Origin of the sequence: Pelotomaculum sp. PtaB.Bin117 (assembly GCF_002067195.1) — a bacterium.
Lineage (GTDB): Bacteria > Bacillota > Desulfotomaculia > Desulfotomaculales > Pelotomaculaceae > Pelotomaculum_D > Pelotomaculum_D terephthalicicum.
The window spans coordinates 1-25935 of record NZ_MVQM01000150.1 but is presented as its reverse complement, the minus strand read 5'-3'; the positions used below and the strand labels follow the sequence as shown (position 1 = coordinate 25935).

At 47.1% G+C, this 25935-nt stretch carries 22 protein-coding genes; 17 read left to right on the top strand and 5 right to left on the bottom strand.

What is annotated here, in order from left to right; translation table 11 throughout:
- Positions 1 to 40 precede the first annotated feature (40 nt).
- The 4 genes from ribD to ribH all read left to right on the top strand — a co-directional run bounded on the left by ribD (position 41) and on the right by ribH (position 3677).
- Positions 41 to 1141, top strand: a complete 1101-nt coding sequence (gene ribD, locus A4E54_RS10925) for a bifunctional diaminohydroxyphosphoribosylaminopyrimidine deaminase/5-amino-6-(5-phosphoribosylamino)uracil reductase RibD (protein ID WP_286726134.1) — start codon at positions 41 to 43, stop codon at positions 1139 to 1141.
- A gap of 3 nt (positions 1142 to 1144) precedes the next feature.
- A complete protein-coding gene (locus A4E54_RS10920; protein ID WP_240084476.1) occupies positions 1145 to 1795 on the top strand; it encodes a riboflavin synthase in 651 nt (216 codons plus the stop codon).
- A gap of 44 nt (positions 1796 to 1839) precedes the next feature.
- Positions 1840 to 3051: a bifunctional 3,4-dihydroxy-2-butanone-4-phosphate synthase/GTP cyclohydrolase II gene (locus A4E54_RS10915; RefSeq protein ID WP_240084477.1), complete on the top strand. Its 1212-nt coding sequence runs from the start codon at positions 1840 to 1842 to the stop codon at positions 3049 to 3051.
- Positions 3052 to 3203: 152 nt separating this feature from the next.
- Positions 3204 to 3677 carry a 6,7-dimethyl-8-ribityllumazine synthase gene (gene ribH, locus A4E54_RS10910; RefSeq protein WP_240084478.1) on the top strand — a complete coding sequence of 158 codons (474 nt, stop codon included), beginning with the start codon at positions 3204 to 3206 and terminating at the stop codon, positions 3675 to 3677.
- A 64-nt stretch (positions 3678 to 3741) separates the two neighbouring features.
- Here ribH and rpmB read toward each other — a convergent pair whose 3' ends face one another.
- On the bottom strand, positions 3742 to 3933 hold the full coding sequence (gene rpmB / locus A4E54_RS10905) for a 50S ribosomal protein L28 (protein WP_240084479.1): 192 nt from the start codon (positions 3931 to 3933) through the stop codon (positions 3742 to 3744).
- A gap of 74 nt (positions 3934 to 4007) precedes the next feature.
- Between rpmB and recG the strand changes: the two genes are divergently transcribed.
- From recG to A4E54_RS10855, 10 genes are all read left to right on the top strand, one after another.
- Positions 4008 to 6074, top strand: coding sequence for an ATP-dependent DNA helicase RecG (recG, locus tag A4E54_RS10900; protein ID WP_286726132.1), 2067 nt, complete (start codon positions 4008 to 4010; stop codon positions 6072 to 6074).
- Between the two features lie 267 nt (positions 6075 to 6341).
- Positions 6342 to 8120: a sigma 54-interacting transcriptional regulator gene (locus A4E54_RS10895; protein ID WP_240084481.1), complete on the top strand. Its 1779-nt coding sequence runs from the start codon at positions 6342 to 6344 to the stop codon at positions 8118 to 8120.
- A 259-nt stretch (positions 8121 to 8379) separates the two neighbouring features.
- Complete coding sequence (locus A4E54_RS10890; protein WP_282442374.1) at positions 8380 to 9003, top strand: AMP-binding protein; 624 nt, start codon at positions 8380 to 8382, stop codon at positions 9001 to 9003.
- Positions 9000 to 9950 carry a benzoate-CoA ligase family protein gene (locus tag A4E54_RS10885; RefSeq protein ID WP_286726130.1) on the top strand — a complete coding sequence of 317 codons (951 nt, stop codon included), beginning with the start codon at positions 9000 to 9002 and terminating at the stop codon, positions 9948 to 9950. The genes A4E54_RS10890 and A4E54_RS10885 overlap by 4 nt, the downstream gene beginning before the upstream one ends.
- A gap of 256 nt (positions 9951 to 10206) precedes the next feature.
- On the top strand, positions 10207 to 11121 hold the full coding sequence (locus A4E54_RS10880; protein WP_286726128.1) for a transposase: 915 nt from the start codon (positions 10207 to 10209) through the stop codon (positions 11119 to 11121).
- A gap of 25 nt (positions 11122 to 11146) precedes the next feature.
- Positions 11147 to 12895 (top strand): sigma 54-interacting transcriptional regulator, encoded by a 1749-nt coding sequence (locus A4E54_RS10875; protein WP_286726126.1) that lies wholly within the window; start codon positions 11147 to 11149, stop codon positions 12893 to 12895.
- 242 nt (positions 12896 to 13137) lie between these two features.
- Positions 13138 to 14799, top strand: coding sequence for a (2,3-dihydroxybenzoyl)adenylate synthase (locus A4E54_RS10870; RefSeq protein ID WP_240084484.1), 1662 nt, complete (start codon positions 13138 to 13140; stop codon positions 14797 to 14799).
- A 509-nt stretch (positions 14800 to 15308) separates the two neighbouring features.
- Positions 15309 to 17138: an oxidoreductase gene (locus A4E54_RS10865; RefSeq protein WP_286726137.1), complete on the top strand. Its 1830-nt coding sequence runs from the start codon at positions 15309 to 15311 to the stop codon at positions 17136 to 17138.
- 181 nt (positions 17139 to 17319) lie between these two features.
- Complete coding sequence (locus A4E54_RS10860; RefSeq protein ID WP_286726123.1) at positions 17320 to 17601, top strand: hypothetical protein; 282 nt, start codon at positions 17320 to 17322, stop codon at positions 17599 to 17601.
- A gap of 129 nt (positions 17602 to 17730) precedes the next feature.
- The gene (locus A4E54_RS10855) at positions 17731 to 17988 is read left to right on the top strand and encodes an alpha/beta-type small acid-soluble spore protein (protein ID WP_240084487.1); all 258 of its coding nucleotides are present in this window, start codon (positions 17731 to 17733) and stop codon (positions 17986 to 17988) included.
- A 183-nt stretch (positions 17989 to 18171) separates the two neighbouring features.
- Here the strand turns inward: A4E54_RS10855 and gpr are convergent, their stop codons facing one another.
- Entirely contained in the window at positions 18172 to 19155 is a 984-nt protein-coding gene (gpr, locus tag A4E54_RS10850) for a GPR endopeptidase (RefSeq protein ID WP_286726121.1), read from the bottom strand.
- A 98-nt stretch (positions 19156 to 19253) separates the two neighbouring features.
- Here gpr and rsmD point away from each other — a divergent pair, with 98 nt between their 5' ends.
- Genes rsmD through A4E54_RS10835 form a run of 3 tightly spaced genes read left to right on the top strand, consistent with a single transcriptional unit; the run spans position 19254 to position 20827 of the window.
- Complete coding sequence (gene rsmD / locus A4E54_RS10845) at positions 19254 to 19856, top strand: 16S rRNA (guanine(966)-N(2))-methyltransferase RsmD (protein ID WP_312038107.1); 603 nt, start codon at positions 19254 to 19256, stop codon at positions 19854 to 19856.
- A 22-nt stretch (positions 19857 to 19878) separates the two neighbouring features.
- A complete protein-coding gene (coaD, locus tag A4E54_RS10840) occupies positions 19879 to 20370 on the top strand; it encodes a pantetheine-phosphate adenylyltransferase (protein ID WP_240084490.1) in 492 nt (163 codons plus the stop codon).
- Positions 20371 to 20386: 16 nt separating this feature from the next.
- Entirely contained in the window at positions 20387 to 20827 is a 441-nt protein-coding gene (locus A4E54_RS10835; RefSeq protein WP_240084491.1) for an ATPase, read from the top strand.
- Between the two features lie 48 nt (positions 20828 to 20875).
- Here A4E54_RS10835 and A4E54_RS10830 read toward each other — a convergent pair whose 3' ends face one another.
- The 3 genes from A4E54_RS10830 to A4E54_RS10820 form a co-directional block, all read right to left on the bottom strand.
- Entirely contained in the window at positions 20876 to 21928 is a 1053-nt protein-coding gene (locus tag A4E54_RS10830) for a phosphotransacetylase family protein (protein ID WP_240084492.1), read from the bottom strand.
- A 10-nt stretch (positions 21929 to 21938) separates the two neighbouring features.
- Positions 21939 to 24041, bottom strand: a complete 2103-nt coding sequence (acs, locus tag A4E54_RS10825) for an acetate--CoA ligase alpha subunit (protein WP_240084493.1) — start codon at positions 24039 to 24041, stop codon at positions 21939 to 21941.
- 894 nt (positions 24042 to 24935) lie between these two features.
- The gene (locus A4E54_RS10820; protein WP_286726117.1) at positions 24936 to 25616 is read right to left on the bottom strand and encodes an ABC transporter ATP-binding protein; all 681 of its coding nucleotides are present in this window, start codon (positions 25614 to 25616) and stop codon (positions 24936 to 24938) included.
- Positions 25617 to 25935: the final 319 nt, after the last annotated feature.

Below are 25935 nucleotides of genomic sequence, written 5' to 3'. Positions count from 1 at the left end.
GTTTTTTGATTTTTATTAATTATTAATGCTGGTGAGGTTTATGGACAGGCACTATATGAAAATGGCTTTGGCACTTGCCGCCCGGGCGCGCGGCCGCACCAGCCCCAACCCGATGGTGGGGGCGGTGGTGGTCAAAGACAGCCGGATAGTCGGGCAGGGTTTCCATGCCCGGGCGGGCACACCGCACGCCGAGGTGCTGGCTCTGGCGGAAGCGGGAGATGAAGCCCGCGGCGCGACCTTGTATGTGACGCTGGAACCATGCTGCCACCACGGGCGCACCGGCCCCTGCGCGGAGGCGGTGATTGCCGCCGGAGTGGCAAAAGTGGTGATTGCCATGCTTGATCCGAATCCGCTGGTTTCAGGCGGCGGAATCCGGCGGCTCAGAGAAGCCGGGGTGGAAGTCGTCACCGGTGTAATGGAAGATGATGCCCTGGAGCTAAATGAAGTTTTTATCAAATATATCACTACCGGGCTTCCTTTTGTGGTGGCCAAGGCGGCCATGAGCCTGGACGGGAAAATTGCCACCCATTCCGGCAATGCGAAATGGATAACCGGAGCTGAGGCGCGGGCTTACGGGCACTGTCTGAGAGACTGGTATGACGCTATTCTGGTCGGCATAGGCACGGTACTGGCCGACAACCCCTCTCTCACCACGCGCCTGACGGCCGGGAGAGGGCGCGATCCGGTGCGAATAATCCTGGACAGCAGGGCCAAAACTCCGCTTGACGCGAATGTATTGAACCGGCAGTCAGCGGCCCCCGCCATAATCGCCACGACAGCCGGCGCGCCGCCGGAAAGGCTGGAGGCGCTGCGGCAGGCCGGCGCGGAGGTGCTGGTGGTTAATGAAGGCCCGCGGGTGGAACTGGCACAACTGGTGAAAATACTGGGCAAAAGGGAGATTACCAGCTTATTGATTGAAGGCGGGGCCGGGGTGCACGGTTCCGCGTTCGCAGCGGAAATAGTTGATAAAGCAGTATGGTTTATCGCCCCGAAGATTATCGGCGGACAGGAGGCGCCCGGTCCGGTTGGCGGCCGGGGAGTTGATGATTTGTCCGGGGCCGCCGCGCTTGAGCGTGTGAAAGTGAGCCGTTTGGGGCCTGATTTTTGTATAGCAGGATATTTAAAATATAGAGGTGGGTAAACGATGTTTACCGGTATAGTCGAAGAGCTGGGAACACTTAAGGGTATCAAACGCGGGGCTGCTTCCGCCCAATTAACCGTCGGCGCGGAAAAGGTGCTGGAGGATGCGCGGCTTGGGGACAGCATCGCGGTGAACGGAGTATGCCTGACGGTGGTTCATTTGGGCCCGCGGGAATTTACCGCCGATGTGATGGCGGAAACCCTGGCAAAGAGCAATCTAGGTACTTTAAATACAGGTGACCGTGTTAATCTTGAGCGGGCCCTGCGGCTGGGCGACAGGCTGGGCGGGCACATAGTCAGCGGGCATATTGACGGGGTCGGAACGATCACCCGCCTGGAGAAGCATGATATTGCCACCCTGATTACCATCCGGGCGCCCCGTGAAGTGATGCGCTATGTAATTAAGAAGGGGTCCGTGGCGATAGACGGGATTAGCCTGACCGTGGTGGATTTTCAGGCGGACAGCTTTCAGGTGTCGCTTATTCCCCATACTGCCCACGCCACCGCGCTGGGATTAAAGAATACCGGGGCCACAGTGAATCTGGAAGGAGACGTGATCGGGAAATATATCGAAAGACTGGCCGCTTTTCCGGAAAACGACGCCGGGGAATCAAATATTAGTTTGAATTTCTTGGCGGAACATGGTTTTGTATAGGATTATGAATTTTTATTAGGATTTAATGCAAGGAGGCATAGACAATGAAATTTAACACAATTGAAGAAGCGATCGAGGATATTAGGCAAGGCAAGATGATCGTGGTGGTGGACGATGAGGATCGTGAAAATGAAGGGGACTTGATTATGGCCGCCGAGATGGTCACCCCGGAAGCGATCAACTTCATGATTACGCATGCGCGCGGCTTGGTTTGCATGCCGGTAGACGGAAAACGTCTCGACGAACTGGATTTGCCGGCCATGGTAACCAACAACACCGACCCCCACGGGACAGCTTTCACCGTTTCCATCGACGCCGAAGAATGCACCACCGGCATTTCCGCCTACGAGCGGGCCTTGACCGTCAAGGCGGTCTTGAATCCCGGCACTAAACCGGAGGATTTGCGCCGTCCCGGCCACGTATTCCCGTTGCGCCCCAAGGAAGGCGGGGTTTTAAGGCGGGCGGGACACACCGAGACTACTGTGGATCTGACCCGCATGGCCGGCCTGTACCCCGCCGGGATTTGTTGCGAAATTATCAAGGAAGACGGCGCTATGGCGCGGGTGCCTGAATTGATGGAGTTTGTTAAAGAGCACGACTTAAAGATAATCACTGTAGCTGCCCTGATTCAGTACAGGCGGCGTACCGAGATGTTGGTGCGCCGGATAGATTCGGCGCAATTGCCGACAAAATATGGTGAGTTTAAAGCTGTCTCATATGAGAGCCTGCTGGACGGCAAAGAGCATCTGGCCCTGGTGATGGGTGATTTGAACCAGGCTGAAACGCCCCTGGTGAGAGTGCACTCGGAATGCCTGACCGGGGACGTTTTCAGGTCGACGCGCTGCGACTGCGGAGACCAGTTGGCCCGCGCGATGGAAATGATTGCCGAGGAAGGTGTCGGGGTTCTTCTGTACATGCGCCAGGAAGGACGCGGCATCGGCCTTGCGAATAAAATCCGGGCTTATCACCTGCAGGACTTGGGCAAGGATACGGTGGAAGCTAATTTGGCCCTGGGATTTCCCGCCGACCTGCGCGACTACGGTTTTGGCGCGCAGATTCTGGCGGATCTGGGACTTAAAAAGCTTCGTCTGATGACTAACAACCCCCGTAAGATTGCCGGGCTGGAAGGCTACGGGCTGCAGATCGTGGAGCGGGTGCCGGTGGAAATAAGGCCGGGTAAAAACAACAGTTTTTACTTGTCCACCAAGCAGAAAAAGCTTGGCCACCTGTTGAATGTAAGCAGCGGCGAACGTTAGAAAAACAGGAGTCAGGGGTCAGAAGATGAAGAAAATGGCTTATTGTCTGGAAATATTCTGAGATTCTGACTTCTGAATACCTGCAAAATACCGTCTTGCTGAATGCTGAATGATGAATGCTGGCGGAATTTAGAAGTAGAGGAGAATGGAGTATGCCGAAGTATTACGAGGGACATCTTTTAGGCCAGGGCCTCAAATTTGGGCTGGTGCTGGGCCGTTTTAACGAGTTTATCACCAACAGGCTGCTCGGCGGGGCATTGGACGCGCTTAACCGGCACGGAGTGGAGGAGCATGACATCGAGGTCGCCTGGGTGCCGGGGGCTTTTGAAATACCGCTGGCCGCCGGGAAAATGGTTTCCATGAAGAAATATGACGCGGTAATTTGCCTTGGGGCGGTAATTCGCGGCGCGACACCACATTTTGATTATATTGCCGCCGAAGTTGCCAAGGGTGTGGCAAAAGTGGGCTTGGACAGCGGTGTCCCCACCATTTTTGGTATCATCACCGCCGAGACTATTGAGCAAGCTATTGAGCGGGCCGGCACCAAGGCCGGGAACAAGGGCTGGGACGCCGCGGTGACAGCTATCGAAATGGCTAATTTGTTGAAAAACATGACAGTAGGTTGATGAAAAAACTTAGACCCGGCGACCGCCGGGTCTAGTGATAACATCTAAGTGATATATATTGCTTTTATATCGCACGCTGAACCTTCCCGCTTCTGAGACAACGGGTGCACACCAGCACTTTTTTAGGCGAGCCGTCAACGATAGCCTTGACCCGCTGCAGGTTGGGAACCCAGGTTCTTTTTGTGCGTATGTGTGAGTGACTCATTTTAATTCCGACAGTAATTCCTTTGCCGCATACAGAACATTTTCTAGCCATATGTATTACACCTCCTTTAAACCACTTATACATTCTACCAAAAAATATTTTGGGCTGCAAGAGCGAGGATCTGTATGTCTAATGACTTTTTGACAAAACCCGTCCAATCAATCAAGACAATCGGACCACGGCGGGCGGCAATCTTGCAAAAAGCAGGGATTTTTACAGTAAAGGACCTGCTTTATCATTTCCCTAGGCGCTACGAGGACCGCACCCGGCTGCGGGAGGCCGGAGCCTGCGCGCATGGCGAAACAGCTACTCTGCGGGGAACGGTGCTGACAGCACAGGCGATCAGGCCAAAGCGCGGCCTGACCGTGACCAAACTGGCGCTGCATGACGGGCTGGGCGTTTTTTACGCCGTGTGGTTCAACCAGCCTTATATTAAGAAAAACATTCCCATAGGGACAAAACTGTATGTAACCGGTAAAATCGAAAGGGGCTTTGGCGCAGTTCAGGTGATGGTGGAGGAATATGAGCTAGACGACGGGGGAGAGAGCTTAAGCGCGGGACGCCTGGTGCCGCTTTATCCTTTGGCCGGGCAGTTGAACCAGCGCCTGCTGCGCGCCATCGTTAAGTTTGCCCTGGATGAATTGGGCGGTCATACCGGAGATTTTCTGCCCGAAAAGCTGTTGCGGAAATTTAGCCTGCCGCTTTTCCGGGAGGCGCTTGCCACGATACATTATCCCGGCAATGCTGAGGATGCGGCGAGAGCCAGAAAACGCTTTATTTTTGAAGAATTGTTTCTGTACCAGTTTTCACTGGCATTGTGCCGCAGGGAAATTGCCCGACGGGAAAAAGCGCACCGGTATCTTCCCGAAGGTAAAATGACGATTGCTTTTTTGGAAAGTTTGCCCTACCGTCTTACTGCGGAGCAGGCCAAAGTATGGCGGGAGATATCCCGTGACATGGAATCCCGTTTTCCCATGCATCGCCTCCTGCAAGGCGACGTGGGCTCGGGAAAAACTGTCGTATCGGTGTTGGCGCTGCTCAAGGCGGTGGAAAGCGGACTGCAGGGTGTTTTGATGGCTCCCACGGAAATTTTGGCCGAGCAGCACTATTACGGGATGAAAAGTGTTCTTGCCCCGCTGGGGGTTGAAGTTGCCCTGTTGACCGGCGGCATGCGCAAAAAAGAGAAAGAAGAGTTGCTGGAGCGGGTTTCTGACGGAAAAGTGGCGGTGCTGGTGGGAACCCATGCTTTGCTCCAGGAAAGTGTGCGTTTTAATAAGCTGGGAATGACCGTGGTCGACGAGCAGCACCGGTTCGGCGTACGCCAGCGGGCCGCTTTCCGGAGCAAGGGGTGCTGGCCGGACACCCTGGTGATGACCGCCACCCCGATTCCCCGCACCTTGGCTTTGACTCTATACGGTGACCTGGACGTTTCAGTAATTGGCGAACTGCCGCCCGGCAGGCAGCCTGTAAAGACCTACGCCGTACCGCACAGACTCCTGGCCAGAGTGTACAATTTAATCAGGGAGCAGGTCAGCCAAGGCCGGCAGGCGTTTATTGTTTGTCCTCTGGTCGAGGAATCGGAAAAAGTCGACTTGCAGGCAGCCGTTGAGCTGGCTGAAAATCTCGCCGCCGGCGAGTTCAGGAAGTGGCGGGTCGGGCTGTTGCATGGCCGCATGAAACCATTTGAAAAGGAAGATGTAATGACCTCCTTCCGGCAGGGTGAAACAAAAATACTGGTTAGCACTACTGTTATCGAAGTAGGTGTCGATGCGCCGAACGCAACGGTGATGGTCATTCTCGACGCCGACCGCTTTGGCCTGGCCCAGCTCCACCAGCTCCGGGGCCGGGTAGGGCGGAGCGCTTACCAGTCCTATTGCGTCCTGGTTGCCGGGCCGAAAACTGAGGAAGGGCGCGCCCGCCTGAAGGCGATGACCCGTACCACGGACGGTTTCGCCCTGGCCGAGGAAGACCTGCGCTTGCGCGGGCCCGGCGAGTTCTACGGCACCCGCCAGTCCGGCCTGCCGGAATTTAAAATCGCCGACCTGCTGGCGGACTGGAAGATACTCCAGGCGGCGCGGGAGGAGGCTCTGGCCTGGATTAGTGCAGACCCGCATTTGCAAAGGCCGGAGAGTAAAGTCCTGCTGGATGAGGCAAAAACAAGATTCAACATGGGGTCAGGCTTTACTTTGTGAGTTTGTTTGAGTAAAATAAGTTTGAGTTATCGTATATCAGTACTTAAAAAATTATAAGCGGATAGCATGTTTTTCAGCAGCGTTACAAAGCTGTTCTATGCGAAAGGTGACTATCTGCTTAGCTGATTCGAACCTGGTTAAGGCGGGATTGAGTCCCTCTCCCGGCCAAAAAGCTATGAAATAAGCTTGCAGTTTATGTAGATACACATGAAAAATATTTGAAAGAGATTATAATAAAAGAAATTATGACAATAAGGAAGTAACAAAATGAAGCCTGACCCCATAAGCATAAACGAACAAATAGTAAATATCATTCTTGATTATATCAATAACGGAATTATTGCTATTGACCGTGAAGGAACTGTTATTGTATGTAATACGGTCGCTCAAAAAATGTTGGGTGAAGGTCAGCATGTCATTGGCAAGCCAATAAATTCCATGATACGAGAAACTGAACTATTGGATTTAATAAATTCAAGTCAGGATAATAATGAAAAACGTTTAACTTATCATAATAAATCATATATAGCTAATCGCATATCAATATTTGAAAAAGATACAGTGATTGGATCAATAATAGTATTGCGGGATGTAACGGAAATGGATAAAATTTCTGTTAAATTAAAATCCTGTGAAGAATTGAATAAAGAACTGGAAGGTATTATTGCATCTTCATACGACGGTATTCTAATCACCGATGGTGAAGGCAAGGTTCTAAAAATTAATGAGTCGCTTTTACGGATAACAAACCTGACAAGAGATCACTTTATCGGTAATAAAATTCAATCTTTATACGAAGACGGACATATAGTTTATGAACCCGCTGAAAGTTTAGCGCGGGACAGTAAAAAAATCATAACCGGTATACAGAAAATCAGAACCGGGGAGGAAGTAATGGTTACATCCACGCCGGTTTTTGATGATGACGGAAATGTAATAAGAATAGTTACAAACGCCAGAGATATGTCCGAGATCGTCAATTTGCAGGAACAGCTTGCCCGGTCGCGTGAATTGAGCAATCACCTGCGGTCGGAGTTTAACAAAATGCTTGAAGACGAGTTGCGTTCCAACGGGATGATCACCAGTAATCCTGAGATGTATAAAATACTTGGATTGGCCAGACGAGTTGCTTGCAGTGAGGTTACTTTTTTAATTCAAGGGGAGTCCGGAGTTGGCAAAGAAGTCCTCGCAAAACTGATCCACATTTGGAGCAAACGGCCAGGGGCTTTTATTAAAGTGAATTGCGGCGCGATACCACAGCATCTGTTGGAATCAGAACTTTTCGGATACGACAGAGGCGCATTTACCGGGGCCAATAAAGAAGGCAAGCCTGGTCTTTTTGAACTGGCCGGTGAAGGCACGCTTTTCCTTGATGAAGTTGAAGATCTGCCTTTAGAATTGCAGGGCAAATTTCTTCAAGTAATACAAGATCGAGAATTTATCCGTTTGGGTGGAACTAAAGTAATAAAGGTAAATGTGCGTTTAATAGCCGCCAGTAATAAAGAATTGAGAAAAATGGTCGCGGAACGGACATTCCGGGAAGACTTATTCTATCGTCTCAACGTAGTGCCGGTAACAATACCTCCGCTGCGTGAGAGGAAAGAGGATATTCCTTTATTAGTCAACTATTTTTTAAACAAGTACAATAATAAATATGGCGTAGAAAAATCATTGGCTCCCGGTTTGCTGCAAAGCTTTATGAATTATCACTGGCCGGGTAACATTCGGGAATTGAAAAATGTTGTGGAACGGTTAATTATTACCTGCTCCAGTGATATTATTAGTGATGTTGTTAATGAAGACATCTTAGTGGCAAAACAAAATGTTCAGCTTCGGAATACGGCAGGTGCGGGTGAAAGCGCAGCACCTGAGCCGGGTCATCAGAGTGAAGAAGTGTTTTCCCCCTTAAAAGAGATTTTGGAGAGCGTTGAGAAAGACATATTGTCCAGAGCGTTAAAAAAATATAAAAATTCCAGACGTATTGGCCGGATCTTGGGTATATCCCACACCGCTGTTTTGAGAAAAATAAGAAAATATAAGCTGTAATGAAGACCTGCCTGGTTAAGTTTCTAATAAAGCGGAAACATTATGTTCCGTTTGGAACATAATGTTTCCGCTTTATTGGGGTCGGGAACCTTATAGTTCCACCCGCATGTCGCTGTATTTAAACGGCGGCTTTTTTATTATTGTGTAAAACCCGTGTTATCTTTGATCTTATGGTTATTTTATCGAATATTGTAAACTGGCAAAATTATTGCAATTGTTTAATATTTTAAATGATTAAAAAAATAAGGGAGGAAATCGTATGACTTATGCAAAACTTACTTTTCCGGACAAGTATAATGAAGCTGAACGTTTTGTCGATTGGAACGTTGCTCAAGGGCGCGGCGGCAAGGTAGCTATTTATCACAAAGAAGATAGAATTACTTATCAGGAAGTTTTGGACAACGTCAACCGTACTGGCAACGCCTTGCTCTCTTTGGGTATAAACATGGAGGACAGGGTGCTTTTGCTGGCGTTTGACTGTCCGGAATTCGTCTATACATTTTTCGGCGCGATGAAGATCGGGGCAGTGCCCATACCGACCAACACCATGTTGAAGCCGGAAGACTATCGCTATCTCTTAAATGACAGCAGGTCGAAAGCCGTTGTGGTCAGCCGTGAGCTGCTGCCCGGCATTCTTACGGTGAAAGATGAACTTATATTTTTGAAAAATATCATAGTGATTGGGGAGCCGGTTGAAAACACCATCAATTTTGACGAGTTGCTGAAAGGCGGTTCCACTGAATTGGCCGCGGCTCCCACTTCTCCGGATGACGCCGCTTTCTGGCTTTACAGTTCCGGCACCACCGGTTTTCCGAAAGGCACCGTGCACCTGCACCATGACATGTGTCTTACAGCGCCGAATATTACGGTAAGGGTATCTTGAGCATTAACGAGAACGATATCACCTATTCAGTGGCGAGGCTGTTCTTCGCATACGGACTCGGCAATGCTTTGTTCTTCCCGTTTTACGTTGGCGGAGCAACTATATTATCGCCTGATCGCCCGCAGCCCAAGCACGTTCTCGAAGTTTGCACCAAGTACCGCCCGACCCTTTACTTCGGGGTTCCGACGTCTTATAATGCCATCGTGCAGGTAAAAGACGCGGAGAAAAACTACGACATGAGTTCTATCCGGCTGTGCGCGTCCGCCGGTGAGGCGCTGCCGGGACCTGTATGGCGCCAGTGGAGGGAAAAATTCGGCTTGGAAATTCTGGACGGAATCGGCTCGACGGAAATCCTGCACATCTATGTCAGCAACAGGGCGGGCATGTCCAGGCCCGACAGCACCGGCACGATAGTGCCGGGCTACGAGGCGAAAATAGTGGACGAGAACGGCGTATCATTGCCGCCCGGGGAAGTAGGCACATTGATGATTAAAGGTGACAGCACGGCGTCATGCTACTGGAACAAGCACGAAAAGACTAAAAATACTTTTGTCGGCGAGTGGTTCAACACCGGTGACCAGTACTCCATTGATAAAGAAGGTTACTTCACTTACGCCGGCCGGGGCGACGACATGATCAAGGCCGGCGGCATTTGGGTTTCCCCTGTTGAAGTCGAAAACACGCTTATGGCGCACCCGGCCGTGCTGGAATGCGGCGTGGTCGGTTCCCCGGATGTTGATGGTTTGATTAAGCCGAAGGCGTATATAGTATTCAAACCGGATGTGGAAGTAACAGAAAAGCTGATGGAAGAAGTCAAGCTGTACGTAAAGAATGCTATTGCCCCCTATAAGTTCCCGCGGTGGATTGAGGCGATTGAAGAGCTGCCTAAGACTGCCACCGGCAAGGTTCAACGTTACAAGCTTAGACAGCTGGATCAACAGAAATAAATAACGATTTACCGTAATAATCTAACCTGGCAGCCGCCATTCTTCGTCTTAACAGTGCAGTAATGCCGCAAAAGGTCTATGTAATCTATAGACCTGCAATTGATAATAATTGGGGCTTAGTTCAACAGAGATACATTAGAAATAATATTGTATGCCATCGCGTTTAGCGGTGGCATATCTTATGGGGTCAGGCTTTACTTTGTGAGTTTCTTTGTGTAAAATAGATTTGTAAATACTTGTTATATGGAGCAGTCATATGGCGAGAAAACCTAGAATACACTACCACGGGGCGATCAATCACATTATAGCGAGAGGCAATAATAGAGAAAATATCTTTTGTAAAAATGATGATAAAGCAAAATATCTGGATCTGCTAAAAAAGTATAAAGATAAATATGATTTTTTAATATACGCTTATGCTCTTATGGATAACCACCTGCATTTACTGATAGAAGTCAGGGATAACCCCTTATCTGGAATAATGCAGGGTATTCAGCTATCATATACGCAGTACTTTAACAAAAATTATGGGCGTGTTGGACATGTTTTTCAGCAGCGTTACAAAGCAGTTTTATGCGGGAAGGATGACTATCTTCTTACGCTGATAAAATACATACATGCGAACCCGGTTAAGGCGGGATTGAGTCCGTCTCTCGACTATAAGTGGAGCAGTCATAGGGACTACATAAGGGCTGAGAGCGATTTAGTGTCAACTGAATTTATTTTAAATTACTTTGGTAATGAGCCCCACAAGGCTGTGCAAAATTACTTGCAGTTTATGCAAAATACCCAAGAGGAAGATATGCCGAAGAGCAACCCGGCAATCCTGTATCAACCCGTTTTGCCTAAAATTAAAAAATCCAGCAATGGATTAAATATTGGCGTCTCACCGGAAGAATTGCTTACGTTAATAGCTAAGAAAATCAATATTTCTGAAGAAATGGTTTTAAAAAAGAGCAAATTACCTAAAATAGCAAGAGCCAGAAGGAACTTTCTGTACTTGGCGGTCAGCAGCGGCCTATTAACCAGAAGCCGGGCGGCGGAATTTTTAGGAATAAGCCAATCAGCCGTGACTAGAACGTTCAACGAAATTGAGTATAACGAAAAATTTCGAGTTGAGATGGAAGAATGTTTAAAGAAAATTAAGGATGGAAAGAAAGTAACAAAGTAAAGCCTGACCCCAAAGGGGGGGACTCATGCAAATGTTGGTGGGCCATATAATTCCTTTTATTCTTGATTATATTCATCACGGTATCATTGCTATTAACCAGAATGGAGTCATAATAATATGCAACGTGGCGGCGCAAAAAATGCTGGGATTTAACCAGCCTGTCTTAGGCAAGCCAATTACTTCCCTGATAACGGAAACAAAGCTGCCTAACATTGTTAACACAGGCCAAAGCGAGTATGGCAAGCGGTTTATCTTTAACAACAAAACTTTTGTTGTTAACCGGACACCTATATATGATAGAGATACAGTGATTGGGGCCGTTACAGTTTTTCAAGAAATTACCGAGTTGGAAGAGATATCTACAGAATTGGAATCATTTAAAAAAATTAACAAAGAATTAGAGGGAATTATTGCTTCATCATATGACGGGATACTGATTACCGACGGTAAAGGTAAGGTTCTGAAAATAAATGAATCTCTATTACGGATAACGAATCTTACCGCCAGCCATTTTTTAGGAAAAAAAATTGATTCCTTGTACATGAAAGGGTTTTTTACTTCCGAACCGATTGCGCAGTTGGCCAGGGAAAGTAGAAAAATTGTAACCGGAATACAGAAAATAAAGACCGGGAAGGTGGTTATGGTTACTTCCTCGCCGGTTCTGGATGATAACGGTGACGTGATCAGGGTAGTAACGAACGCGAGAGACATGTCGGAAATAATCAACTTGCAGGAACAGCTTGCCCAGTCACGCGAGCTAAGCGATCAACTGCGGTCGGAATTTAACAAAATACTGAAAGAAGAGCTGGATGCCCATGAAATGATTACCTGTAATCCGGAAATGTACAAAATACTGGAATTAACCAGACGTGTCGCCGGCAGTGAGGTGACGGTTTTGCTGCAGGGGGAATCCGGCGTTGGCAAAGAAGTGTTTGCCAAGTTAATTCACGTCTGGAGCAAAAGGCAAGGAGCTTTTATCAAGGTTAACTGCGGCGCGATACCAGGGCCTCTACTGGAATCAGAGCTTTTCGGCTATTCCCGCGGGGCTTTCACGGGGGCTAATAGAGAAGGCAAGCCGGGGCTTTTTGAACTGGCGAATGAAGGCACTCTTTTTCTTGATGAAATTGAAGATTTGCCTATGGACATACAGGGCAAGTTTCTGAGAGTATTGCAGGACGGTGAATTCATCCGTTTAGGCGGCACTAAAGTGGTTAAGGCTAGTGTGCGTTTGATTGCCGCAAGCAATAGGGACTTAACGCAAATGGTTGCGGAACGAAGATTCAGGGAAGACCTGTATTATCGCCTCAATGTTGTACCGATATTAATCCCGCCGCTGCGGGACAGAACAGAGGATATCCCTTTGCTGGCGGATTATTTTTTAAGCGAGTTCAACAAGAAGTACGGTACAAATAAAATAATTACACCCGGGCTGATGCAAAAATTTTTGGACTACCACTGGCCGGGCAATATAAGAGAGTTGAAAAATGCTTTGGAACGGCTGGTAATTACCAGTTCAAGTGACATTATCAGCGCAAATGCTTTTGCGGCGACAAATCGTGGTACCTTCACAACCGCTGTGACATATGCGGATGACAAACCTGGGACGGAGCAAACGGAAGAGGCCATCCCTCTTTTAAAAGAAGCTTTAGAAATTACCGAAAAAGAGATATTGTTCAAAGCCTTAAAAAAATATAAGAACTCGCGGAATATTGGTCAGGCATTGGGTATCTCCCATACGGCGGTACTAAAAAAATTGAAAAAGTATCAACTATAGCCTCCCTGAAACTATTACCACCTGGAAACTTATACTTCCAGGTGGTAATTAATTATTCCAAAGAGTTTAAATTTTTGGAAACCTGGATTTCCACTAAATGATGTGCTGTCGCAATCAATGATGGCACATTTTTTGCAACCTTCATAATTTTATGAATTTTCTTGATTAAGGAGGTTGATCCAGTCGGGCTGATCACTACCCAAGCGTGTTTTGTGCCAAAATTTTATTAAGGAGGAAAGATTATGTTGGAAGGTTTCACCCCGTGGCCGGAGGCATTTGGCAGGCTGTACCGTGAAAATGGTTACTGGTCGGATTTGACACTCGGTGAAATGTTGGAGTCTTCAGTTGAAAAATACGGTTCCAAAGAGGCGTTGATTTATGGAGACTTGCGGATCACATACAACCAGCTTGGGGAAAAAGTTAACCGGTTAGCGCACCATTTTTGGGATTTGGGTTTGAAACCGCTGGATCGAGTCGTCTTTCAATTAGCGAACACCCCGGAAAACGTATATACATTTTTAGCTCTGGTCAAGATCGGTGTGATACCTGTGATGGCATTGCCTGCCCACCGCTTTACGGAGATTAGTTACTTCGTTCAGCATGCAGATGCGGTAGCCACTTTTACTCCTACAGTACAGCGTAAATTTGATTACGTTAGCATGGTCGAACAAGTGCGGGCGGAGCAGCATTGTCTCAAATATATATTTATACAAGGCGAAGCAAAAAATGATCAGATTTCACTTGAAGCATTGCTCGATTCACCGATTGAGCACAAATATCCGGATGATTTTCTAGCCCGGTACCGGCCTGATCCGGATGAAGTCGCTTTCATGCTTCTTTCCGGCGGGACGACCGGTATACCCAAACTGATTCCCAGGACACATAACGACTACGTTTATAACATACGGCAGAGCGGCAAGGTGGGAGGATACGATGAAGATACTGTCTTCCTCGCCGTATTGCCAATCGCGCACAATTATACTTTGGGTTGCCCCGGGCTCTTGGCGGCCCTGTATTACGGCGGTAAAGCAGTAATATCGCCTGGTCTTGACGAGGAAACGGTATTTTCCCTCGTTGAGAAAGAAAAGGTGACGATTATAGCTGCCGCTGTGCCGCTGGTTTCGAGGTGGGTAAGCTCACCTGTTCCGTTGCGTTATGATATCAGTTCGCTAAAAGTTATCCAAAATGGCGGGGCCAGGCTGGCGCCGGAACTGCGCAAGCATATCGTCGAGCAATTTAAATGCAAGCCCCAGGAGGTGTTCGGCACCGGGGAAGGCCTTTTGAGCATATGCCCCCTGGATGCAGACGAGGATATGCTAATCAACAGTTCCGGTGTCCCCATTTCCCCCGGTGATGAAATCAAGGTGGTGGATGATAACGGGAATGAAGTGCCGGACGGCCAGACTGGCGAGCTGATTGTTCGCGGTCCCTATACGATACGCGGCTATTACAAAGCGCCGGAGCACAATAGTAAATCCTTTACCGCGGATGGATTTTACCGCACCGGTGACATAGTGCGTAAGAACGAACGCGGCTACCTGTTTACCGAAGGCCGGAAAAAAGATCTAATCAACCGCGGCGGCGAGAAAATCAGTTGTGAAGAGGTCGAGAACTATATTTTGGCCAACCCCAAGGTCGAAAATGTTTGCCTTGTGGCAATGCCGGACGAGGTATTCGGTGAAAAAGCTTGCGCTTTCGTACTGCTTAAAGCCGGTGAAACAATGACTTTTGAAGAACTCAAGGATTTTTTAAGGAAACAAAACATCGCTGCGTTCAAGCTCCCGGAAAGACTCGAAATTGTCAGCGCCTTCCCGTTAAGTCCGGCGGGCAAGATTCTTAAGCGCAAGCTGCGCGAAGACATTATCGAAAAACTGGCTAAAGAAAAAGCTTCAAAAAATATTTAAGTAGTATCTTAGTTTTAAGTTCATTTTCTCATTCCTTATCACGATTGTTGTAGCTTGCTGGCTGTGTATAGCGCCAAGTATCTATAATCAGTTCGAAAATAAAGTTGGGGGATTATGATATGATACCAAATCCCCCAACTTTATGGCTGCACAATAATTTGTTTATATATGAATGTTCTGTGAAAGTTATTGGCAACATTTTTGCAGCTAAAAAAGGTGTGCTGAAATAGTCCCAACTGAGGTAAAAAATACGGGGATAATGTTGAGGACTGCTGAGGACGAACTCACCTTGACGTTCTGGAAGGAGGTTGGTAAAAAAACACAGCTCAACAATATACCTTAATAATACTCAATACAAAATCAAAAAGGAGTGTTGCGAGGTGCAAAAAACGGGTGAAACCAAGCTTCCAAAACTGTTTGAAAAGTATAAAGTAGGCAAGTATGAAATAAAGAACCGCATTAAATACGCGGCTTGCTGAGTATCAAACTACAATACCCGGGACGGGTATATTACCGAGCGTGAAATCGAACGGACCAGGGTTATTGCTAATACGGGCGCCGGAATGATTACCAACCAGGGAGCTTTTGTAGATCCCAGGGGCGACGGCAAAGCCTACTTCCGGCAAATTGCCTTGCATGACGATAAGTTCCTGCCCCAGTTCGAGAGGATTGCCGCCATGTTTAAGGAGAATGGAGCGGTTGCTATTCAGCAGCTTCTTCATGCCGGGCGTTATGGCGGTATTGACAACGGTTTCTGTGTGGCGCCGTCGGTAGTTCCGCAAACGCTGCCCCACTTCCGCCCGCCGCGCGAGATGAGCAAGGAAGATATCAGGCTTTGCATAAAGGAACACGCCGATGCGGCTAAAAGAGCCGTTAAAGCAGGATTTGACGGGGTGGAGGTAACCAGTTTCATGGGTTACATCCTGGCTAATTTCCTTTCAAAATTTACCAACCGGCGCGCCGATGAATATGGCGGTTCGTTGCAGAACCGGGCGCGCTTTATGCGCGAAATTATCTATGAGATAAAAAATGCCATAGGTGACCACATATTATCAGTACGCTTAAACGGTACGGAGCTTATGGATCGATACGGCGGCAACACTGAGGAAGAATGTCTGGAAACGATGAAAATAGCCGCCGAATGCGGCGTTGATTTGATCAGTATGTGTATCGGCTGGCAGGAGTCTCCGGAGTCTTCCATCGGCCGGGATATTCCGCCGGGGCACTGGAACTATCTGGCTGAACAAGCAAAAAGGGAAATACCCAATGTTCCTATTGCTTTTGGAGTGCGGCTGCCTGATGCGGTTATGGCCAACGACAGCCTGGTCAAGGGACAGTTTGACCTCTGGGAAGTTTGCCGGCCAATGCTGGCAGACCCGGAACGCATCATCAAAACTGCCGAGGGTAGGTTGAATGAAATTAAGCCATGTGTCGGCTGTCTGCTTTGCCTGTCCAGGTTGTTCCGTGATCTTCCCTACATTTGCACTGTTAACCCGGTGCTGGGGCATGAAGTTGAACCTGAGTATCACATCAAGCCGCCGGCTTACGAGAAAAAGGTTATCGTTATCGGGGGCGGCCCGGCGGGCATGGAGTGTGCCATAGCGGCATCCCAGCGGGGACACAAGGTTGCCGTTTACGAGCAGGACAGCCAGCTGGGCGGGCAGTTGCGGGCTTATGCCAAGTGTGATTTGGCTATTAAAGAGGACCTGGAGGATCTCTTATCCTATTATGAGGTTATGCTAAAGAAACATAATATTGAAGTTCACCTCGGCGCTGAAATTAATGCAGGCATGTTCCGGAAGATGCTGCACCGGTATGATGTGGCGGTAGTTGCCACCGGCGCCGGCGTTGATCCGGGCAATCTGCCGGGCCGTGAAAAGGCTGTCACTGCTAAAGCGGTATTGCACGACGAGGTACAATGCGGGAAAAAAGTAGCGGTAGTCGGCGGCGGCAAGGTCGGCCTGGTTACAGCCGAGTACCTGGCTACCACAGGCCATGAGGTTGCCATCATCGAAGAAAGCAAGCGGCTGGCTGAAGATGTTATGCCTACCTGGAAATGGCGTCATACCTCCTGGGTGGAGGAACTGAATATCAAGAAGATTACCAAGGCTAAAGTAAAAGAAATTACCGATGCTGGCTTATTGGTAGGGAAGGATGGCGATGAAACTTTAGTGGAGGTTGACACGGTAGTACTGGCGGCCCCGCGGGTATCCCGGCAGGGTATCTTCCAAGACCTTGAATATATGGTTGACGAGTTGCATATAGTTGGGGACGCTGTAGCCCCCAGGGGGCTGTATCAAGCTATTCACGAAGGTTACCGTTTAGGTGTAAGAATATAAGCGGCAAATATGATAAATCATGGATTGGGAGGAATGAAGGATTACTACCGATGAAATACTGGAAGATCTTGATGCTTGGGAAAATTTCTTAAACACGGAAAAGGACGTTTTTCTAGAAATAAAAAAGGGTGGGAAAATTGGCATCCTCCCCAAAAGTAATTTTGGGGCCGAAGGCAGCCGGATGCAAATCTGGGAGGTGCGGGATAGTAAAATAACTGTTATTGCCCAGTCTTTTCCAGGTTTTCGCAGCGTGGACGCTGATTTGCTTTTTGTCATTGAAGCCTTGGCCTTGAAAAATATTTACAAGAAGTTAAAGAATAACGCTTGGGCGGAGTTTAAAAAACTGCTCCGCCAGGGCGAAATCCTGTTTTATATTATGAAAAACAGGGACGAGTTGGACGCCATGGGCTACGAAGAATTAATCGACCGTCTCGGCATACCGTGGTTGGGTACGTGTCATTAAAAGCTATATTTTAATTTCATAATTTTTGATCGTTTATTTTTTAATCGCTTAATGAGGGAAGATGTTCTAGCATAATTGTATCCGGCCGGGTTCATACTAAATTCACAAAACAAAAAAGGAGGTGAAATAATGGCACAAGGACAAAAGACAAATCAAATCCTGATTCGTGGAGCCGGCCGGGCGATGGAAAATTTCAAATGGGAAACCGCCCGTGAACTCGGTATCCAAATTCCTGAAGGCGGTTACATGGGTGACCTGCCGTCAAGGATGAATGGAGCTATCGGCGGCAACATGGTTAAAAAGATGATCGCCGCTTATGAAAACAGCTTGGCATCGGGCACTGTTCCGCCCACTCCCCAGGTGACTAATGTGAACATGACACCCTAACGGTCAGTGAAGGGAGCGGGGGACTAAGCCGGCTAGTTTCGTAACATCCCGGGTAACTGCCTGCATGCATTGCCCGGGTTTTATAAAAAATTGTCAACCCACTATCCAAGTTTATATTATTTATTTTCCCAAACAAGCGGAATTTTATTCCGCTTGTTTGTATTGCCGCTAATTCAAATAAAGCTAATTCAAATAAATATTAAAATCCTCGAAATTGATCGATGGGTGTAAAGCCATGGAAATTCCGCCGGCAACGGTTTTTGAAGTGTTTAATATAAGGGAGTCAATTTCTTTGGGCGTTACCATGAGATTTCCGGCAAAAGGCTGCAATACCTGATCAATGACCTGGTGAGTGAAGTCCGGGCGTAAATTTTGATATATTTGGTTGAGTACCGGGTTTTCTTTAAGCTGCTCCAAAAAATGCTCCACGGTAACCTGGGCAATCACCGCCGCGTGAACGACGGTCGGTATTCCAATGGCGATAACGGGTACGCCCATACTGGCCTGGTTTATGCCGGTCCGATGGTTGCCTATGCCAGAACCGGGGTTTATTCCTGTATCGGCGATTTGGATAGTGGCGGCGATGCGGTCGACACTGCCGGCAGCCAGGGAATCGATTACAATCACTAATTCAGGTTTAATTTTTTCCACAATCCCCTTGATTATTTCAGCTGTCTCGATACCGGTAATTCCCAGCACGCCAGGCGCAATGGCGCTTACTGAACGCATGCCTTCACCCAATTCTTCGGGCGCGTATTTAAAGAGGTGACGGGTAACCATGCTGTGTTCGATTACTTTCGGCCCGAGGGCGTCAGGAGTCGCATTCCAGTTTCCCAGCCCGACCAGGAGAATATTGGCTTTTTCAGGCAGGTTAAAAAGAGAAGATAGCTTTTTCGCGAGGACTTCCGCTATTTCTTGTTGGGCCAAACGATTATTTTCCCGTAGGGACGGAGCTTCGATGGTGATATAATTGCCGCGCGGCTTTCCCATTAATTGTTCCGCTTGCTCTTCGACTATTTTTACAATTGTTACAGATGAGTTCTCGTATTTCTCACGGTCGACGACAACCCCCGGGATTTCCTGGCCGGTTTGTCCCCGTACCAGGTCATGGGCTTCAATCGCCAAGTCAATATTTATTGAAAATGTTTTATAAAAATCCAATTCCATACTATCACCTCTTTAACATCACTATGTTGTCCTATTTCCATGGTGATATACATAAATAAGTTTATTATTTTAAAATTATGAAAAAATTCGATTTTCTTATATTATTATGCTATAATGTTTTTTGTAAAAGAAAGGGATTAAATATTTTGCGCGTCATTGCAGGTATTGCTAAAAAGCGGCAGTTGAAAGCTCCCAGGGGGCTTAAAGTAAGACCGACATCTGATCGGGTGAAAGAAGCTCTTTTTAACATGCTGGGACCTTTCATTGCCGGGAGCAGCTTTTTGGATTTATTCGCGGGTACGGGCAGTGTCGGCATAGAAGCCTTGAGCAGGGGAGCTGATAGGGCGGTTTTTGTTGAAAAAGATATAAATAATATTCATATCATCAAAGAAAACCTTGGTATTACCGGACTTGAGGCTAATGCCCGTTTATTATGCCTTAATGCCGTTAAAGCCATTTCTTTACTGGGAGAAGAAGGACAAGTATACGATCTGATTTTTATTGACCCGCCTTATCTTCAAGGTCTGGTCTCCAGTATTTTAGACGCCATAATTAAAAATAATTTATTGAAACCTGGTGGAACAATTATAGTAGAAAGTAGTAAGAAAGACCCGCCGGCTCAGGACGCGGCTGCTTCATTGAGATTGCTACGTCAGGAAAAGTACGGGGATACGTTGCTTTCATTTTATTATCATCAATAATGTGCCGGGGAGGGAAAATAGTTTGCGGACGGCGATTTGTCCGGGAAGTTTTGACCCTGTAACACTAGGTCATTTGGATATCATTGTTAGAGCTTCGGTTCTTTTTGATCAGGTAATCGCGGCAGTATCCAGGAACCCGATTAAAAACCCCCTGTTTTCCATATCGGAAAGGGTTGAAATGTTAAAAGAAGTTTTATCTCCTTATCCTAATGTTAAGGTAGACTCTTTCAACGGCCTGACGGTTTATTACGCCGCAGAGCAAAAAGCGGCTGCCATAGTCCGCGGTTTGCGGGTGGTTTCCGATTTTGAAAATGAGTTCCGCATGGCGCTTATTAATAAAAATCTTGCCTGTAATGTTGAGACGATCTTTTTAATGACCAGAGCGGAATATTCTTATATCAGTTCCAGCGCGGTAAAAGATGTTGCTATTTTTAACGGGCCTTTGGAGCATCTGGTGCCGCCTTTGGTGGAAAAGAAGCTTGTGGAGAAAATTAAGAGACAGCGATTTTTGTAAGGAGGGGTAGAAATTAGTGGACTTGCTAAGCGTACTGAATGAGCTCGAAGACCTTATCGAATCGAGCAGTAAAATACCATTAACCAAAAAAGTGCTTGTTGACGAGGACAGGATTCTAGATCTGCTGGACCATATCAGGACAAATATGCCCGAGGAAATCCGCCAGGCTAATTGGATTATCCAGGAACGGGAAAAGGTGCTGAATGATTCCCAAAAAGAGGCGGTCCGGATTATGGAGGACGCCCAAAGGCAGGTGGAAAAGCAGGCTGACGACAGTGAAATAGTCCGCCAGGCAAAAAAAGTAGCGGAGGAGGTAGTTCAGAAAGCTGAATCAGTGGCCCGCGAGATCAAGGGAGGGGCGCGTGATTATGCTGATGACATATTGGCCAGCCTTGAGGAGAATTTAGGGACGGTATTAAGTCAAATTCAACAAGGCCGTGAGGAATTAAAGAAGTAATATTAGTTTACATAAAATTCATTTGCGGCTTTGATAATATTAAAAAATTTACTGCAATGAGCTTAAGATGCTGCGCCAATCGCAGTATTTTTCTATATTATTTACAGCAATGTTAATGGCTTGCCGGTCGGTAGCCTTGACCCGCCTGGTGACTTCAGACATTTTCTCTATAGTTGTGTATGTGTCATAGTAGACTAAAATCACAGGTATTCCTTTTTCTTCAGCGCGGGCAGTTACTTTAACATTCGGGTACAGTCCGCCGGTGAGAATGATCGCGGCAGTGCTGGTTTCCAGGGCGGACAAGGCTACTTCCGAACGGTCCCCGCCGGTGATCACAGCCTTATTCGCGGTACGCCGCAGGTAACCCAGGGCACTTTCAATAGTCATGGCGCCAATAACCACGTCTTCCACCACTCGCTCCAAACAGTCTTTCCCGGCCAGTATTTCACCCCCAAGCACTTCGAAATAATCTTTTACCGTAGGTGAGGTTATTACCGGATGTTTTGGGATAACGCCAAGGATATCATAACCGCGTTCTTCTAGGATGGGCCGGTAAATTCCTTCTGTCTTCGCCATAAGTGATTGAGGCACATTGTGGAAAATGTTTCCTATAGTAAAAATGCCTTTCAACTCCAGGTAATTATTGAAAAAAATTGCTAGATCCAGACTGTAATCGCTTTCAATCCTGATCACAAAGAGGGGAAGAGCTTGCAGTTCAACCGCCAGGCTGGCGGCGTCAAGCCCGAGGCATCCCATGATATGAGGGAAGCTGGCTCCGCCGATGATCACCAGATCCGTTCCCGCCGCTACCGTTTCATATGCCTCAACGATTGTCTTCACAGAAACACAGGAATGCTTATAGCCGGACAGATAAGAAGGACCGGCCATGTAAGGAACGATTGTTTCCAGCGGATGTTCCATTTGCAGCACTTCTTTCATCAACAAGGCATCTTCGTCACCTTTGACGGTGCTGCTCCCGGTGCTGCCCACCGGTTTGAAGTAAGCCACCCGGTATCCCTCTTGTCTGAACTTGATTGCTAATCCTACAGCCACACTGGTTTTTCCGCTGCCGGAAGTACCCATGATATATAGATTTTTCACCGAAAACACCTCACGATATAGTTATTTTCACATCAACAGCCGAAACACCCCGGTTGTATGCAAACAGCGGATTAATATCCACCTCGGTTATTTCAGTAAAATCGGTGACCAGTTTGGTAAATCTGCCGATAACCTCGATAATGGCCTGCATGTCGGCGGGTTTTTCCCCCCGATAGCCGCGCAGCAGGGTATAGGCCCTGGTTTCGCTGATCATTTTTTTAATCTCAGTAATTGTCAGGCCGTTTGCCAGGCGGAATGAAACATCTTTGATCAAGTTTACATAAATACCGCCAAGGCCAAAAGCGATTAGCGGACCGAACTGCACGTCTCTGGTCATGCCGATAATCAACTCTGTCCCTTTAGGCATCATTTTTTGCACCTCAACCCCGTAAATGACCGTCCGGGGCATGTATCGCTGAATTTTTTCGATGATTTCAATGAAGCCTTTGCGCACTTTTTCATATGAGTCCAGGCCGGTAATTACCCCACCCACGTCAGTTTTATGCGTAATTTTAGGTGAGGCTATTTTTAGCACAACCGGATAGCCCATCTCATCCGCCAATCCGGCCGCTTCTTCCGGCTGGGTGGCCAGTTCGGCTGCCGCCGTGGGTATGCCGTAAGCAGCCAGCACTTTTGCGGCTTCGCTGCCCAGGAGCACCAGACGCTTATCCATTCTTACACTATTTAATATTGTTTCCACTGTCCCGGGATCCACATTATCGAATGACGGTATTTCTTTATCTTTACCAATATTTTTAGTCCCGGTATAGCTCACCATGCCGCTAATAGAGGCAATCGCCGGTTCCGGAAAAGCAAAGCAGGGTATTTTTGCCGCTGAAAGTAATTTAGCGCCTTCCTCAATTTGTTTGCCACCCATGTAAGCGGCAAGCAAAGGTTTTTCCGGGTATATTCTACTCATCTCAACCATAGCCCTGGCAGTTTCCACCGGCTCGGTCACTCCGCCCGGGCAGAGCAGGACAACGGCGCTGTCCACGCCCTGATCGGCCAGAACTTTATCCAACGCGAACCGGTACCGGTCAGCTTTGGCGTCGCCCAATACGTCTACCGGGTTGTATATATTCGATTCAGCGGGCAATTTTTTTCTTAGCTCGTCAACCGTTTCTCTGGTAAAATGGGCCATTTTCAGGTTTTTTAATTCAATATTGTCGGTTGCCACGATGCCCGGACCACCGGAGTTCGTAATAATGGCTACACGTTCTCCCCGGGGAACAGGCTGATTGGCAAAAGCAATGGCCAGGTCAAACAATTCCGGCATGCTCCCGGCCCGAATCACTCCACATTGGCGGAACGCCGCTTCATAAGCTATATTGCTGCCCGCGAGCGCGCCGGTGTGGGAAGAAGCCGCCCGGGCGCCCGCCTGGCTGGTTCCGGATTTGAGGATGACAATAGGTTTTTTCCGGCTGACCCGCCGGGCTGTTTCAAGAAAAAGAGGCCCGTTTTCCACATCTTCGATATAACAAAGAATCACTTTGGTATGCGGATCATCCGCCGCGTTTTCTATGAAATGGGATTCCGTCAGATCGGCTTTATTGCCGAGACTGATAAATTTACTGAAGCCGAGACCTACCGAATGGCTCCAGTCCAGAATAGATGACACCATGGCGCCGCTCTGTGAAATAAAGGCGATTTCTCCTTCCAAGGGAAACCCGGTCGAAAATGAAGCGTTTATCGGGGTGTGAGTATCCATAAAGCCCACGCAATTAGGCCCAAGCATCCCCATTTTGTACGAACGGCAAATTTCGACCAGTTTATGCTCCAGGCGGAGTCCTTCTTTGCCTGTTTCTTTAAACCCCGCTGTTATCACCACCAGGTTTTTTACTCCGCTCTTGCCGCATGCCGTCGCCATATCCAGCACCAGGGGCGCCGGGACTGATATAACCGCCAACTCCACCGGTTCCGGGGCGGCACCGACCGATGGATAACAAGCCCGCCCTTCGATTTCTTTTTCCTTCGGGTTGACTGGAAATATTTTGCCGGTGTAGCCGCTGGAGATGATGTTTTTTACAATAACGTTTCCGATTTTCTCCGGTGATTTAGAAGCGCCGATAACAGCTACTGACTTAGGGTTAAAAAAACTGGTCAGGCTGTTCAAATATCTTCACCTTCTCGTCCGGCGCGCGCAAACCATTCAATAAAGAAGAAATGGCGCTCCGGCAGATGTCTTTTATATGTTTTGTCGGGAGCGCCAACAGTATTCATTTTTTTCAGCCCCACCGGAATGCACCGGAATGGGGTCAGCCCTTGACATTGATCGGAATGGGGTCAGCCCTTGACATTGGACAGCTTTGAGTTTTGTATATTAGTAGTGTACATTATATTTTAAACATAAGTGTTCTAATTACATTATCCTCCGCTATTTATTACTGTGAAAAATTAAATTTATGCTTTTGTCCAATGTCAAGGGCTGACCCCTGGCATGCTGGCATGGACCCTCGCATGGACCCCTGGCATGATTACTATTAGTTAATTCTTATGCGCGAACGCGAACATGTTTGTTACAGCTGGAACCTCGACAAAAGGATATTGGACCACACAGATGTCAAGGGCCTCCGATGAACGAGCTTCGCTCGCCCTTGACCTCCTCCAAAGGTAAGGTTTCTGCATTAAATATCTATAAATACCGGAAAGGAGAACCTAACTTAAGTCAGTCAAAAATTTGTCTTGACAATGGGGTGCACCATACACAAACTGTGCTATGCTCAGCCTGATTCAACCGATGCTATTAAAGTTATTCCTTCATTGAACGATATCCAACTCAGTATTTCAATGGAGACATTAGCCGCTTCATCAATTTGATGGCTAATTTTGGTACCGAACCCGACGACATCAGCCCTGGTTTTCCGCGGATGATCGGACAAAGGTGCGGCTGGCTGGTGCTAATGCAATTATTCTCTTCTTTGCTCTCCAAATAGTAACTAGTTAGTCCATATATAATAATTAATAATGCAAGGCAATAAAAATACCGGTCATTCTATCCTCTCTCTAATTAAGTTTTATTGTTGAGTTCCCCGTTATTAAGATATAATACCCTATCAGCTGCCCATGTAATTTCATTATCATGAGTTACTATTAAAAAAGCAACCCTTTTTTCAGCACATAGTTCCTTCATTAATTTTATTATTTCTTGGGTATTTGTGCTGTCCAGATTTCCAGTAGGCTCATCAGCTAGAACAAGTTCTGGGTCATTTATTAGACTCCTCGCGATAGAGACTCTTTGTTGTTCTCCCGAGCTTAATTGACTTGGATAATGATTTAATCTCTTATCTAATCCTACACGTGCAAGAATATCGAAAACTTTCTTAATTCTTTCATTCCTTTTAATTCCCATAATTCTAAGAGGCAATTCAACATTCTCCAATGCGCTTAAGAAAGGTATAAGATTAAAGGACTGAAATACAAAACCTATGAGTTTAAGCCTTATTAAAGCCCGCTGCTTTTCTGTCATGCTTTGAGAATTATATTTTTCAAAGAGAGTCATAACCCCACTTGACGGAGAATCTAGGGTGCCAATTATGTTTAGGAGGGTTGATTTACCTGATCCCGAAGGTCCCATAACAGTCACAAATTCACCCTTGCTGACAGTTAGATAAATATTCCGTAATGGTGTTATTTCGCTTTTATTAAGGTGATACTTTTTACTTATTTTTTCTAATGATAATACATTCATAACTACTCTCCTTTAAGCATTTCTGCCAATCTTAATTTCCCCAACTTATTAAAGGCAAAACATAAAGAAATCAAAATAATTACCCCATTGGCTAAAAGCGTAAAGAGAATCATGTTTATAAATATTGATTGAGGCAGGTAGAAGTATAGATAATACTTAAAGAATAGTCTGGCTATACACGCAGAGATTATGCCTATAAAGAAATATAATATAAAGATGTCTAGGAAGAAATGTAGATTGTTTCCGCTAGCCTAAAATGGCCGAAAGCTGACGGTATTGCCTGTCCGGAACTTGCTGGATATAATGACCATATTACAGC

Coding starts and splice junctions, on each gene's coding strand:
- A4E54_RS10870 (WP_240084484.1), top strand. CDS start 13,138: ATGTTGGAAGGTTTCACCCCGTGGCCGGAGGCATTTGGCAGGCTGTAC.
- A4E54_RS10895 (WP_240084481.1), top strand. CDS start 6,342: ATGAAGCCTGACCCCATAAGCATAAACGAACAAATAGTAAATATCATT.
- A4E54_RS10860 (WP_286726123.1), top strand. CDS start 17,320: ATGCAAATCTGGGAGGTGCGGGATAGTAAAATAACTGTTATTGCCCAG.
- A4E54_RS10890 (WP_282442374.1), top strand. CDS start 8,380: ATGACTTATGCAAAACTTACTTTTCCGGACAAGTATAATGAAGCTGAA.
- A4E54_RS10880 (WP_286726128.1), top strand. CDS start 10,207: ATGGCGAGAAAACCTAGAATACACTACCACGGGGCGATCAATCACATT.
- gpr (WP_286726121.1), bottom strand. CDS start 19,155: ATGGAATTGGATTTTTATAAAACATTTTCAATAAATATTGACTTGGCG.
- recG (WP_286726132.1), top strand. CDS start 4,008: ATGTCTAATGACTTTTTGACAAAACCCGTCCAATCAATCAAGACAATC.
- ribH (WP_240084478.1), top strand. CDS start 3,204: ATGCCGAAGTATTACGAGGGACATCTTTTAGGCCAGGGCCTCAAATTT.
- ribD (WP_286726134.1), top strand. CDS start 41: ATGGACAGGCACTATATGAAAATGGCTTTGGCACTTGCCGCCCGGGCG.
- A4E54_RS10915 (WP_240084477.1), top strand. CDS start 1,840: ATGAAATTTAACACAATTGAAGAAGCGATCGAGGATATTAGGCAAGGC.
- A4E54_RS10920 (WP_240084476.1), top strand. CDS start 1,145: ATGTTTACCGGTATAGTCGAAGAGCTGGGAACACTTAAGGGTATCAAA.
- A4E54_RS10875 (WP_286726126.1), top strand. CDS start 11,147: ATGCAAATGTTGGTGGGCCATATAATTCCTTTTATTCTTGATTATATT.
- rpmB (WP_240084479.1), bottom strand. CDS start 3,933: ATGGCTAGAAAATGTTCTGTATGCGGCAAAGGAATTACTGTCGGAATT.
- A4E54_RS10855 (WP_240084487.1), top strand. CDS start 17,731: ATGGCACAAGGACAAAAGACAAATCAAATCCTGATTCGTGGAGCCGGC.
- A4E54_RS10820 (WP_286726117.1), bottom strand. CDS start 25,616: ATGAATGTATTATCATTAGAAAAAATAAGTAAAAAGTATCACCTTAAT.